The organism is Mesorhizobium sp. WSM3860 (assembly GCF_002294995.1).
Lineage (GTDB): Bacteria > Pseudomonadota > Alphaproteobacteria > Rhizobiales > Rhizobiaceae > Mesorhizobium.
Window position 1 is genome coordinate 403,420 of the sequence record NZ_NSGF01000002.1, and the last position, 11,890, is coordinate 415,309.

Annotated in this window: 17 protein-coding genes; 10 read left to right on the forward strand and 7 right to left on the reverse strand. The window is 63.5% G+C overall.

The genetic code is table 11. The features are described from left to right. The first annotated feature begins 144 nt into the window (after positions 1 to 144). From CK220_RS05865 to CK220_RS05880, 4 genes are all read left to right on the forward strand, one after another. Entirely contained in the window at positions 145 to 915 is a 771-nt protein-coding gene (locus CK220_RS05865) for an alpha/beta hydrolase (protein ID WP_095810748.1), read from the forward strand. Positions 916 to 917: 2 nt separating this feature from the next. Continuing rightward, complete coding sequence (locus tag CK220_RS05870; RefSeq protein ID WP_095810611.1) at positions 918 to 2,060, forward strand: benzoate/H(+) symporter BenE family transporter; 1,143 nt, start codon at positions 918 to 920, stop codon at positions 2,058 to 2,060. A 116-nt stretch (positions 2,061 to 2,176) separates the two neighbouring features. Then, on the forward strand, positions 2,177 to 2,659 hold the full coding sequence (locus CK220_RS05875) for a DUF2852 domain-containing protein (RefSeq protein ID WP_067002952.1): 483 nt from the start codon (positions 2,177 to 2,179) through the stop codon (positions 2,657 to 2,659). A 119-nt stretch (positions 2,660 to 2,778) separates the two neighbouring features. Beyond that, a complete protein-coding gene (locus CK220_RS05880) occupies positions 2,779 to 3,537 on the forward strand; it encodes a M48 family metallopeptidase (protein WP_095810612.1) in 759 nt (252 codons plus the stop codon). A gap of 43 nt (positions 3,538 to 3,580) precedes the next feature. On the opposite strand, the gene CK220_RS05885 is transcribed toward CK220_RS05880, so the two are convergent. After that, positions 3,581 to 3,799: a hypothetical protein gene (locus tag CK220_RS05885; protein ID WP_095810613.1), complete on the reverse strand. Its 219-nt coding sequence runs from the start codon at positions 3,797 to 3,799 to the stop codon at positions 3,581 to 3,583. Positions 3,800 to 3,909: 110 nt separating this feature from the next. Between CK220_RS05885 and CK220_RS05890 the strand changes: the two genes are divergently transcribed. The 6 genes from CK220_RS05890 to CK220_RS05915 all read left to right on the forward strand — a co-directional run bounded on the left by CK220_RS05890 (position 3,910) and on the right by CK220_RS05915 (position 9,764). After that, positions 3,910 to 4,569, forward strand: coding sequence for a phosphoribosylanthranilate isomerase (locus CK220_RS05890; protein WP_095810749.1), 660 nt, complete (start codon positions 3,910 to 3,912; stop codon positions 4,567 to 4,569). Between the two features lie 91 nt (positions 4,570 to 4,660). After that, complete coding sequence (trpB, locus tag CK220_RS05895) at positions 4,661 to 5,911, forward strand: tryptophan synthase subunit beta (RefSeq protein ID WP_095810614.1); 1,251 nt, start codon at positions 4,661 to 4,663, stop codon at positions 5,909 to 5,911. A gap of 2 nt (positions 5,912 to 5,913) precedes the next feature. Then, positions 5,914 to 6,753 (forward strand): tryptophan synthase subunit alpha, encoded by an 840-nt coding sequence (trpA, locus tag CK220_RS05900; protein ID WP_095810615.1) that lies wholly within the window; start codon positions 5,914 to 5,916, stop codon positions 6,751 to 6,753. Between the two features lie 97 nt (positions 6,754 to 6,850). Continuing rightward, positions 6,851 to 7,777, forward strand: coding sequence for an acetyl-CoA carboxylase, carboxyltransferase subunit beta (gene accD, locus CK220_RS05905; protein ID WP_095810616.1), 927 nt, complete (start codon positions 6,851 to 6,853; stop codon positions 7,775 to 7,777). Positions 7,778 to 7,989: 212 nt separating this feature from the next. Next, the gene (locus CK220_RS05910) at positions 7,990 to 9,315 is read left to right on the forward strand and encodes a folylpolyglutamate synthase/dihydrofolate synthase family protein (protein ID WP_095810617.1); all 1,326 of its coding nucleotides are present in this window, start codon (positions 7,990 to 7,992) and stop codon (positions 9,313 to 9,315) included. Positions 9,316 to 9,344: 29 nt separating this feature from the next. After that, entirely contained in the window at positions 9,345 to 9,764 is a 420-nt protein-coding gene (locus CK220_RS05915; RefSeq protein WP_095810618.1) for a VOC family protein, read from the forward strand. Positions 9,765 to 9,796: 32 nt separating this feature from the next. Here CK220_RS05915 and CK220_RS05920 read toward each other — a convergent pair whose 3' ends face one another. The 6 genes from CK220_RS05920 to trxA form a co-directional block, all read right to left on the reverse strand. Then, on the reverse strand, positions 9,797 to 10,060 hold the full coding sequence (locus tag CK220_RS05920; protein WP_095810619.1) for a hypothetical protein: 264 nt from the start codon (positions 10,058 to 10,060) through the stop codon (positions 9,797 to 9,799). Between the two features lie 99 nt (positions 10,061 to 10,159). Continuing rightward, complete coding sequence (locus CK220_RS05925) at positions 10,160 to 10,321, reverse strand: hypothetical protein (protein WP_245428986.1); 162 nt, start codon at positions 10,319 to 10,321, stop codon at positions 10,160 to 10,162. Between the two features lie 39 nt (positions 10,322 to 10,360). Then, complete coding sequence (locus tag CK220_RS05930) at positions 10,361 to 10,774, reverse strand: type II toxin-antitoxin system VapC family toxin (protein WP_095810620.1); 414 nt, start codon at positions 10,772 to 10,774, stop codon at positions 10,361 to 10,363. Continuing rightward, complete coding sequence (locus CK220_RS05935) at positions 10,771 to 11,019, reverse strand: type II toxin-antitoxin system VapB family antitoxin (RefSeq protein ID WP_095810621.1); 249 nt, start codon at positions 11,017 to 11,019, stop codon at positions 10,771 to 10,773. The genes CK220_RS05930 and CK220_RS05935 overlap by 4 nt, the downstream gene beginning before the upstream one ends. A 74-nt stretch (positions 11,020 to 11,093) precedes the next feature. Continuing rightward, the gene (locus CK220_RS05940; RefSeq protein WP_095810622.1) at positions 11,094 to 11,375 is read right to left on the reverse strand and encodes a cupin domain-containing protein; all 282 of its coding nucleotides are present in this window, start codon (positions 11,373 to 11,375) and stop codon (positions 11,094 to 11,096) included. A 132-nt stretch (positions 11,376 to 11,507) separates the two neighbouring features. Beyond that, positions 11,508 to 11,831 (reverse strand): thioredoxin, encoded by a 324-nt coding sequence (gene trxA, locus CK220_RS05945; protein WP_095810623.1) that lies wholly within the window; start codon positions 11,829 to 11,831, stop codon positions 11,508 to 11,510. Positions 11,832 to 11,890: the final 59 nt, after the last annotated feature.

Consider the following 11,890-nt stretch of genomic DNA (forward strand, 5'->3'; position numbering starts at 1 on the left):
GAGCGCGCGGCCGGAGTCAATAGCACAGCCCCGCCAGGAAATCACCTCCAAGCTTGCGATTGCCTGCACCAAGCAAAGAAAAGGTGCGAGCACTTTTCCGCGAACCGCCGGATGTGTCAAAAGACCGGCGGGAAGGACGAGGTCATGAACGCCAGCGCACCAGTTTTCATCGACGTGGACGGAACGCAGATCGCTGTCAGGCAGGCGCCGGGCTCAGCGCCGGGCATCGTCTGGCTGGGCGGTTACAAGTCCGACATGCTGGGCACCAAGGCCGAGGCGCTGTCGGCCTGGGCGAGCCGCGAAGGCCGGGCCTATCTGCGCCACGACTATTCCGGCCACGGCGAATCGGGCGGCGAATTCGCCAAGGGCACGATCTCGAAATGGCTGGCCGAGAGCCTCGCCGTCTTTGACCGCTTCAGCAAGGGCAAGCAGATCCTGGTCGGCTCCTCCATGGGAGCGTGGATTGCGCTGCGCATGGTGCAGGAGTTGCGCAAGGCCGGTGACGACCGCATCGCCGGCCTAGTGCTGCTTGCGCCGGCGCCCGACTTCACCGTCGAGCTGATCGAGCCGGTGCTGACCAAGGCGCAGAAGCGCGACCTTTCGAAAAAGGGATTCTTCGAGGAACCCTCCGACTATTCCGCCGAGCCCTATATCTACACGCGCGCGCTGATCGAGGACGGCCGCGCGAACCGAGTGATGACCGGGCCGATCGACACTCATTGCCCGGTGCATATCCTGCAGGGCCTGGCTGATCCGGACGTCCCGTCCGGCCATGCGCTGAAGCTCGCCGCACTGCTGCCGGCCGATGACGTCACGCTGTCTTTGATTCCCGACGGCGATCATCGCCTCTCCCGCCCGGAGGATCTCGACATGCTCAAGCGCGCCGTCGGCGACCTGATCCAGCGGGTTTCGTAAGCATGCGCATTTCCATCCCGATATCCGCCTTCGTTGCCGCCATCGTCGGCTTTGGCGGCACGCTGGCCATCGTCATTGCCGCCGCCAAGGCGATCGGCGCCACCCAGATCGAGACCGCGAGCGGGGTGACGGCGATCTGCCTGGCCATGGCCATCGAATGCCTGTGGCTGTCCTGGCGCACGAAAATGCCGGTCATCACCGCCTGGTCGACGCCGGGCCTAGCGCTGATCGCGGCCTCCAGCGGCTTCACCATGGCGCAAGCCGTCGGCGCCTTCATCGTTACCGGCATCCTTTTGATCGCCACCGGCCTGTTCAAGCCGTTGACCCGGCTGATCGCGCAGATTCCGGCCTCGGTGGCGTCCGGCATGCTGGCCGGCATCCTGGTCGGCTTCGCCATCAACGCGGTCAAGGCCATTCCCGCCGATCCGTGGCTGATCCTGCCGCTGATCGCCGCCTTCTTCGTCATCCGGCTGTTCAACCCGGCGGTTTCGGTCCTCGTCGTGTTGATCGGCGGCGGCCTTGCCGCCTTCCTCACCGGCCGTGTCGGCGGCCTGCCGGCGCCGGAACTGTCGACACTGACGCTGATTGCGCCGCATTTCACCGTTTCGGCGATCATCGGCCTGGCCTTGCCGCTCTACCTCGTCACCATGGCCTCGCAGAACCTCTCCGGTCTCGCGGTGCTGAAAGCCGCCGGCTACCACCCGGAACCTGGCCCGCTGATCGGCGTCACCGGCCTTTTCTCGCTGCTTTCGGCGCCGTTCGGCGCCTCGACGACCAATCTGGCGGCGATCTCGGCGGCGATCTGCACCGGCCCGGATGTCCATCCGGATCTCGCCGAGCGCTGGAAGACCGGGCCGTTCTATGCGCTCGCCTATCTGGTCTTCGCCATCTTCGGCGCTTCGCTGGTGGCGATCTTCGCCGTCCTGCCGCAGAGCCTGATCGTGCTGGTCGCCGGCCTGGCGCTGATGGCGCCTTTAGCCAACGCACTGTCGATCGCGCTTCACGACGCGGGCGAGCGCATGCCGGCCACGGTCACCTTTGCGGTGACCGCTTCGGGGCTCACCTTGTTCGGCGTCGGCGCGGCTTTTTGGGGGCTGGTCGCCGGAATGTCAGTGCTTTTCCTCGAGAAACTCAAAAAGCGATAATCATTTCAGGCCTTTCGCCGGTTTTGGCCGGATTTGCCTTGAATCGCCGATTTCGCCTTCCCATTTCGATTCCACGCAGCCGGTTTGGCTGTCTCCAACGGAAGGATTGGGAGAAAATGAACACAAGTGCATTGATCCGTCCGGCCTGGACGCCGGCGACCATCGCGCTGATGGTGATCGGCTTCATGGTGTTCTGGCCGCTCGGCTTCGCCATGCTCGCCTACATCATCTGGGGCGACCGGCTCGAAGGGTTCAAGCGCGATGTCAACCGCGCCACCGACGGCATCTTCGCCGGCTGCCGCCGCGGCTCGGAGAAGGCCGCCCGCTGGGGCCATGGCTCGTCCCGCACCGGCAACGTCGCTTTCGACGACTGGCGCGAGAAGGAACTCGAGCGCCTCGCCGAGGAGCGCCGCAAGCTCGACGAGATGCTGAACGAGTTCGACGAGTATGCCCGCGAGTTGCGCCGTGCCAAGGACCAGGAAGAGTTCGACCGCTTCATGGCCGAGCGCAACAAGCGGACCGCGCCGACCACGACGAGTGGTCCGACCGGAGCGACGGGGCCGAAGCGCGGCAAGGGGTCGAACCTCCTTGACGACTGAGCCCCAATCATAAGGCTGGGCCCGACATGCGGCGTCGCGCGAGCGGCGCCGTTTCTTTTTTGTTCTCCATGTAGCCTCACTCCACTGGTCGTTTTTCTCGAATCGCGTATCGTCCAGCCATGACCCTCGGCTTCTTTCGCAATCTGACCAAGCCAGAACCCAAGCCCGTCGTCGAGCGCGAGCATTGCGTCGCCGGCCGCACCCTGCCGCTCAAAATCGTCGAGAGCGCGAGGGCTCGGCGGTTGACACTGCGTATCGATACCGGCGGCCAGGGGTTGCGCATAACCGTGCCGCCCGGCCTGCGTCGCGGCGAGGTGGAGAAGTTCCTCGACCGCCATCAGGACTGGCTGGAGCAGCGCCTGGCCAAGGTGCCGATGCGCCCGCAGGTGCGGCCCGGCATCAAGATCCCGATCCGCGGCGTGCCGCACCGCATTGTCCATGAGCCGGCCAAACGCGGCACCGTCACCATCGCGCGCGACGAGCGCGGCCCGCTGCTCATTGTCCATGGCGAGCGCGTCCACCTGCCGCGCCGCATCGCCGATTACCTGAAACGCGAGGCCAGGCGCGAGATCGAGAAGCTGGTGGTCAAGCACACCGAGGCGATCGGCAAGCGCGCCAAGGCGATCCGCTACAAGGATACCTCCAGCCGCTGGGGGTCATGCACCTCGGAGGGCAATCTCTCCTTCTCGTGGCGCATCATGATGGCGCCGCCGCCGGTCATCAATTACCTGGTGGCGCATGAGGTCGCGCATCTGAAAGAGATGAACCACGGCCCGAAATTCTGGAAGCTGTGCGAAAAGCTCTGCCCCGATACCGACCGCTGCAAGGACTGGCTGAAGCGCAACGGCGGCGCGCTGCAGGCGATCGTGTTTGAGTAGGCATCGCCGTGGCGCCGTATGGCTGGCGGCCCACCAAAACCGCTCAATCGTCATTCGCCGCGTTGAGTTCCTCCGGCCGTAGCCCTTCCTCGCTCGCATGCGGCCACGGCAAAAAATTCCGGTCGAAGGCGTCGCTGCCGAAATAGTCGAGCGCCCGGTGCGCCTCGGCGCCGTTGAAAGCGGACTTGTCCATCAGATGCGCGATCACCTCGCGCGCCTGCGCGATCTTCTGCCTGAGTTCGGCGATGGTCCTGTCGGTCATGATCTTCCTGCTCCCGCCTGTGTCCCTATTCGAAAGGTAGCGCTTTCCGTTCGCCCGGCAACGGCATGCTTTTTCTCGACTCTTCGGCCGTTTCGTGCCAATCCCGCGCCATGACGCTCGACATCAAGATCTGCGGATTGAAGACCGACGCCGCGATGGCCGCTGCCCTTGCCGGCGGGGCCAGCCATGTCGGCTTCATCTTCTTTGCCAAAAGCCCGCGCTTCGTCGATCCGGCCGAGGCCGGCGGTCTGCGCCAGGCGGCCATCGGCAAGGCCAAGGCGGTCGCCGTCACCGTCGATGCCGATGATGCCTATCTCGACGAGATTGTTGCGAAGATGCAGCCGGATATGCTGCAGTTGCATGGTTCCGAAACGCCGGCGCGGGTGGCCGGGCTCAAGACCCGCTACGGCCTGCCGGCGATGAAGGTGCTGTCGGTCAGCGAAGCCGCGGATCTCGAGCGGATAAAGCCCTATGTCGGCATTGCCGACCGCTTGATGTTCGACGCCAAGCCCCCCAAGGGATCGCAGTTGCCGGGCGGCAACGGCGTCGCCTTCGACTGGCGCATCCTTGCCGGCCTTGACGCCGGCCTCGATTACATGCTTTCCGGAGGGCTCAACGCCGCCAATGTCGGTGATGCCCTCAGACTGGCCAATCCGCCCGGAATAGACATCTCCTCCGGCGTGGAGAGCGCTCCGGGCATCAAGGATCCGGCGCTGATCGAGCAGTTTTTCCGGGCCGTCAGGGCCGCGCGCGACGACCGCGCCGCCTGAGGAAGTTTTCAAAACCCGAGCATGTCCGGATAAGTGGGAACCGGTTTTCCGATAAGGACATGCTCAGAAGTAAAGACTCAGGAGATCGGCGATGAACAAGCCGGCTATGCCCAATTCCTTCCGCACCGGGCCCGACGAGCAGGGCATGTTCGGCATTTTCGGCGGCCGCTTCGTCGCCGAGACGCTGATGCCGCTGATCCTCGATCTCGAGCAACAGTGGAACAAGGCCAAGAGCGATCCCGAGTTCAAGGCGGAGCTGGAGAACCTTTCGACCCATTATGCCGGGCGGCCGTCGAAGCTCTATTTCGCCGAAGGCCTGACAAGGCATCTTCGTGAAGTTTCCTCGGCGAAAGGCCTCGGGGGTGGCGCCAAGGTCTATTTCAAGCGCGAGGACCTGAACCACACCGGCTCGCACAAGATCAACAATTGCCTCGGCCAGATCCTGCTCGCCAAGCGCATGGGCAAGAAGCGCATCATCGCCGAGACCGGTGCCGGCCAGCATGGCGTCGCTTCCGCCACGGTCGCTGCGCGCTTCGGCTATCCTTGCGTGGTCTACATGGGCGCCACCGACGTCGCCCGCCAGAGCCCGAACGTCTTTCGCATGAAGCTGCTCGGGGCCGAGGTGCGGCCGGTCACCGCCGGCCACGGCACGCTGAAGGACGCCATGAACGAGGCGCTGCGTGACTGGGTCACCAATGTCGAGGACACCTATTACCTGATCGGCACCGCCGCCGGCCCGCATCCCTATCCGGAGCTGGTGCGCGACTTCCAGTCGGTGATCGGCACGGAAGCGCGCGCCCAGATACTGGAGCAGGAAGGCCGACTGCCCGACGTCATCATCGCCGCCGTCGGCGGCGGCTCCAACGCCATCGGCCTGTTCCACCCCTTCCTCGACGACAAGGATGTGCGCATCATCGGCATCGAGGCCGGCGGGCGCGGCCTCGACGGCGTCGAGCACTGCGCCTCGATGAATGCCGGCGCGCCGGGTGTGCTGCACGGCAACCGCACCTATCTCTTGCAGAACGCGGACGGCCAGATCCTCGACGGCCATTCGATCTCGGCCGGTCTCGATTATCCGGGCGTCGGGCCCGAGCATGCCTGGCTGCGCGATAGCGGCCGCGTCGAATATGAGCCGATCCTCGACGACGAGGCGCTGGAGGCCTTCCAGCTGACGACCCGCGTCGAGGGCATCATCCCGGCGCTGGAATCGGCGCACGCCATCGCGCATGCGATGAAAATCGTGCCGACAATGGACAAGGACCAGATCGTCATCGTCAATTTGTCCGGCCGCGGCGACAAGGACGTGCACACGGTGGCCAAGATGCTGGGCATGGAGATCTGACAATGACGACCCGCATTGACCGCCGCATGGCGAAGCTCAAATCCGAGGGCCGTCCGGCTTTGGTCACCTATTTCATGGGCGGCGATCCGGATTACGACACTTCGCTCGCTATTATGAAGGCGCTTCCCGGCGCCGGCAGCGATGTCATCGAGCTCGGCATGCCGTTCTCCGATCCGATGGCCGACGGCCCGGCCATCCAGGCGGCGGGTCTCAGGGCGCTGAAAGGCGGCCAGACGCTGGTCAAGACGCTGAAGATGGCGTCCGAATTCCGCGCCGGCGACGACGAAACGCCGATCGTGCTGATGGGTTACTACAACCCGATCTACATTTACGGCGTCGATCGCTTCCTCGCCGATGCCAAGGCGAGCGGCATCGACGGCCTGATCGTCGTCGACCTGCCGCCGGAAATGGACGAGGAGCTCTGCATCCCGGCGCTCAAGGCTGGCATCAACTTCATCCGCCTGGCGACGCCGACCACCGACGACAAGCGCCTTCCGAAGGTGCTCGAGAACACCTCCGGCTTCGTCTACTACGTGTCGATGACGGGCATCACCGGCTCGGCCTTGGCCGACACGGCCAAGGTGTCGGCGGCGGTCAAGCGCATCAAGGGCCACACCGCACTGCCGGTCTGCGTCGGCTTCGGTGTGAAGACCGCCGAGCAGGCGCGCACCATCGGCGCCTCGGCCGACGGCGTCGTCGTCGGCACGGCGATCGTCAACGCGGTGGCCAATGTGCTCGGACCCAAGGGTGAGAAGACCGCCGATCCGGCCGAAGCGGTCGCCACGCTGGTCAGCGGGCTTGCCCAGGGCGTCCGCTCGGCCCGCCTTGCTGCCGCCGAATAGTCTGACTATTTGTTTTTACGCAATTCCGGACGGAAAACCGCCACACACTTTTCCTGGAATTGCTGAACGTCTCTTCGTCGGGACAGGAGCGGAAGCGATGAACTGGATCACCAATTACGTTCGCCCGAAGATCAATTCGATGCTCGGGCGGCGCACCGACATGCCGGAAAATCTCTGGATCAAGGATCCCGAGACTGGCGAGATGATCTTCCACAAGGACCTCGAATCCAACCAGTTCGTTATCCCGTCTTCCGGCCACCATATGAAGATCTCGGCCAAGGAGCGGCTGAAATACTTCTTCGACGACGGCAAATACGAGACGCTCGAAAACCCCAAGGTCGTCCAGGATCCGCTGAAGTTCCGCGATGAGAAGCGCTACACGGATCGTCTGAAAGAGGCGAAGGCCAAGACAAGCCTTGAGGACGCGATCCTCAATGCAGTCGGCACCATCGAAGGCCTGCCGGTGGTGGTTACCGTGCAGGATTTCGCCTTCATGGGCGGCTCGCTCGGCATGGCCGCGGGCGAGGCCATCGTGCATGCCTTCGAGGTCGCTTTGCAGCGCAGGCGGCCGCTGATCCTGTTCGCCGCCTCGGGCGGCGCCCGCATGCAGGAGGGCATTCTGTCGCTGATGCAGTTGCCGCGGACGACAGTCGGCGTCGACCGGCTGAAGGAAGCCGGCCTGCCCTATATCGTGGTGCTGACCAACCCGACCACCGGGGGCGTGACCGCGTCCTATGCCATGCTGGGCGACGTCCACATCGCCGAGCCCGGCGCGCTGATCGGCTTCGCCGGGCCGCGCGTCATCGAGCAGACGATCCGCGAGAAGCTTCCCGATGGCTTCCAGCGCGCCGAATATCTGATGGAACACGGCATGGTCGACATGGTGGTCTCGCGTCTGGAGATGCGCCCGACCATCGCACGATTGTTGAAGATGCTGCTCAAGACCCCAGTGGCCGAGAAGCCATTGGAGCCTGAGATCCTGCCGCCGGCGGTCGTCAACGCTGAATCCCGGCCGCAGGCCTGACGCGACATCGTTTGCCGCCGACCGCGATTGCGCCAGCTGCGCTGCGCAGTAGCTATTTGCGCATGATATCTTCCGAACCCGATTTCGGTTTCAGGGTCATGCAGAGCAATTCCAGCAAAAGTGCGCAGCGGTTCTGCGTCCGCAAATGCGCACGAACGAAAAGCATCGAAGGCGATCCTGTTCTTTCGCCGCAAATGCTCTAGGATTCCGCCATGACAACGCTCGCCGCCGATCGTGAAATCGAACATCTGATGACGCTCCATCCGAAAGGTTTCGACCTTTCGCTGGACCGCATCTCTCGCCTGCTCGAGCGTCTCGGCAACCCGCAGGACCGGCTGCCGCCGGTCATCCACATCGCCGGCACCAACGGCAAGGGCTCCTGCGCCGCCTTCTCGCGGGCGTTGCTGGAGGCGGCTGGTCACCTCGTCCACGTCCACACCTCGCCGCATCTGGTGAACTGGCACGAGCGCTATCGGCTGGCGGCCGAGGGCGGCGGCAAGCTGGTCGACGACGATGTCTTTGCCGAGGCCATCGCGCGCGTCGCCAAGGCCAATCAGGGCCAGAAGATCACCGTCTTCGAGATTCTCACCGCCGTCACCTTCATCCTGTTTTTCGAGCATCCGGCGGAGGCGGCGATCATCGAGGTCGGGCTCGGCGGCCGCTTCGATGCCACCAATGTCATCTCGCGGCCTGCGGTCTCGGTGATCATGCCGGTGTCGATGGATCACGAAGCCTATCTCGGCGACCGCGTTGAGCTGATCGCGGCCGAAAAGGCCGGCATCATGAAGCGCGGCTGCCCGGTGGTGATCGGCGCGCAGGAAAGCGAGACCGCGCTTGAGGTGCTGATCGAGACTGCCGAGCGGCTGGATTGCCCGACCGTCGTCTACGGCCAGGATTTCCTCGCCTTCGAGGAGAACGGCCGCATGGTCTATCAGGACGAGGACGGCCTGATGGACCTGCCGCTGCCGCGCCTGCCCGGTCGGCATCAGTTCGCCAATGCCGCCGCGGCGATCGCCGCGGTCAAGGCCGCCGGCTTCGAGATAAGCCATCGCGCCGCCGAAAAAGCGATGACCAGTGCCGCCTGGCCGGCCCGGATGCAGAAGCTGACGCAGGGCAGGCTGGTTGACCTTGCCCCAAAAGGCGCCGAGATCTGGCTCGACGGCGGGCACAATCCGGGCGCCGGCGTCGTCATCGCCGAAGCGCTGGCCGAGCAGGAGGAAAAGAACCCGCGCCCGCTGATCCTCGTCTCCGGCATGATCAACACCAAGGACCAGACCGGCTATTTCAGCGCCTTCAAGGGGCTTGCCCGCCATGTCTACACCGTGCCGGTGAGCAAGAGCGATGCCGGCGTGCCGAATGACGAGCTCGCGCTGCGCGCCACCGAGGCCGGCCTGTCGGCCGAGCCGGTCAACTCCGTCGCCGATGCGCTGATGCTGTTGCGCGACAGCTGGGACGGTCCGGCGCCGCGCATTCTCATCGGCGGCTCTCTCTATTTCGCCGGCGCTGTGCTGGACGAGAACGGCACGCCGCCGACCTGATAGCGCCGAGGCAGTCGCGAGGAGCAATCGTGATCAAGGTGAAGCAGCTGGCCCATGTCTGCATCTTCGCGCATGACCTGGAGGCGACGCGCGGTTTCTACCGGAATGTGCTCGGCATGGACACGCGGTTCAATTTCCTGCGCGACGGCAAGATCTTCGGTTTCTATCTCGATTGCGGCGGCCGCAGCCATGTCGAGGTGTTCGAGAAGAGCGAGGCCCGCTACAGCGAGGCGAACCAGATCAACCACTTCTGCCTGGAGGTGGAAGACATGGACGCGGCGATCGCCCATATCCGGTCGAATGGAGTCGAGGTCACGGCGAAGAAGCTCGCTTGCGACGACACCTGGCAGGCCTGGATCAAAGACCCCAACGGCGTCAGGATCGAGCTGTTCGAATACACTGCCAAAAGCGCGCAATTCATCGGCGGCGATCGCGTCGCCGACTGGTGACCGGGTAGTGAATCGGTGGACACCAGCGTCTGCTACGGCCTGATCTCGTCGCCGCCCGCGTAGCTCGGCATGTCTGCTATCGCGGCCTCGAAAGCCTCGCGTATTTCCGTCTGGCTAAAGTAATGATCCCATAGTTCGGTCATCAGGCAATTCATGGCATGAGGCAGCAAGGGCAGTTCAGGCCAAGGATTGCTGTCGTGCAGCTCACGTAAGGCGACGCCGAAATTGTAGACAGTCGTCGAAAAGCGCAACTGCCATGCGTCTTTCGGGTCGTCGGGATCCAATGGGGTGCTCATGCCCGCATATTCAGCGGCATTTCTCGTGTTGCGCAATGGGGGCCACAGGCAATCGCTCTAAAATTCAAACTGGCCCACTGCCAGCGGCCGTGCCGCCTACTACTTCAGCTTGATCTCGATGAAGGCGTATTCGCCGTCATTGGCGTTGATGACGTCGCGCGCGACGCCTTCCCTGCGGAAGTAGGGGGCGCCTTGCTTCATTTTCGCGAAGGATTCGCCGTCCTTGGTCACCAGCTTCACCTTGCCGTCCATCAGCGGCACGACGACATAGTCGTAACCATGGCGATGCCAAGAGGCGACTCAGAAATCCCACGGTGAAATCAGGTCAAGACCGGCGGAGCCAAAGTCGGTCAGATTGCGTGTTGCCAGCCGACCACCGTTGACGCGTGCGATCGCCGCAATCATGCCGTCGGGAGCCGACATGCCACGGCCTTGGCGCCAGGCGGTCCCCAGGATCTCGCCATAAGCCAGCGCAGCCTCTTCCGTCAGTCCAAAAATACGGTCGGCAAAGCGGTGGCGCCACTGAGAAAGCCCTTGCTCCAGGCGACCGGCGCGTTCATCAGGTCGTATCTTTTCGATGCCGAAAGCGATTTCACCAATCGCCACTGTGGGAAGGGCCAATTCGGCATCGTTCTGGACAAGCCAAGCCAGAACGGCTGGGTTAGGGACCTTCTTAAGAGTCTCCGAAATCACGTTGGTGTCGACGAAGATCAAAGCTCAGGTCCCGTATGAACCTGGCGGCCTTCGCGGATAATTTTTTCCAGATCGATGTCGGTGCCACTGCTCGCCGCCAGGCGGGCATAGAAGCTGGATGCGGGTTCGCGTCCCGCTTCACGAATCTCGTAGGATTCGAGCGCGCGTTCGACGATATCGGCTATGGAGCGATTTTCGCGACGAGCAAGTCGATGCGCGAGATCCCGTGCTTTTGCGCTACGGACTGAGAGCTGTGGTTCGGCCATATGGCCCCTCCGTTTAGGAGGAATATAAGCCGGTCAGAAGCTGCCATCAAGATGGCAGTTGATGGCTCGCCATCTCACTTCAGCTCGATCTCGATGAAGGCGTATTCGCCGTCATTGGCGTTGATGACATCGTGCTCGACGCCTTCCCTGCGGAAATAAGGCGCGCCTTGCTTCATCTCGGCGAAGGATTCGCCGTCCTTGGTCACCAGCTTCACCTTGCCGTCCATCAGCGGCACGACGACATAGTCGTGGCCGTGGCGATGCCAGCCGGTGTTGGCGCCCGGCGCAAAGCGATACTCGGTGACGATCACCCGCTCATTGTCGACGAAGACGGTGGCCTTGGCTGTTCCGGTCATGGCGATCTCCCTTTTCCGCTAGCAAAGGAGATGGCGCGCTTGCATGTCAGGGCCAGAAAGCGGTCAGCCATGACGCCAAGAAAAAGCCCGGCGCGATTGGCCGGGCTTGATCTCAAAAAACTTGCGCATGGCTCAGGCGAGGTTGCCATTGATCCAGTGCGACAGCGCGGTCTTGGGCGCCGCACCAACCTTCATGTCGGCCACTTCGCCGCCCTTGAAGATCATCAGCGTCGGGATCGAGCGCACGCCGTACTGCGCGGCCAACTCGGGATTCTCGTCGATGTTGAGCTTGGCGACCTTCACCTTCGAGCCGAGCTCCTTGGCGATGTCTTCCAACGCCGGGGCGATCATCTTGCACGGACCGCACCACTCGGCCCAGAAATCCACCACGACCGGCTCCTTGGCATTGAGCACATCGGCCTGGAAATTGCCCTTGTCGACCTTGACGGTGGCCATGCTGAAATCCTTTCGAAAACTCGGGTTGCACCAAATGTGGTGGCTGAGGTGGCGATGTT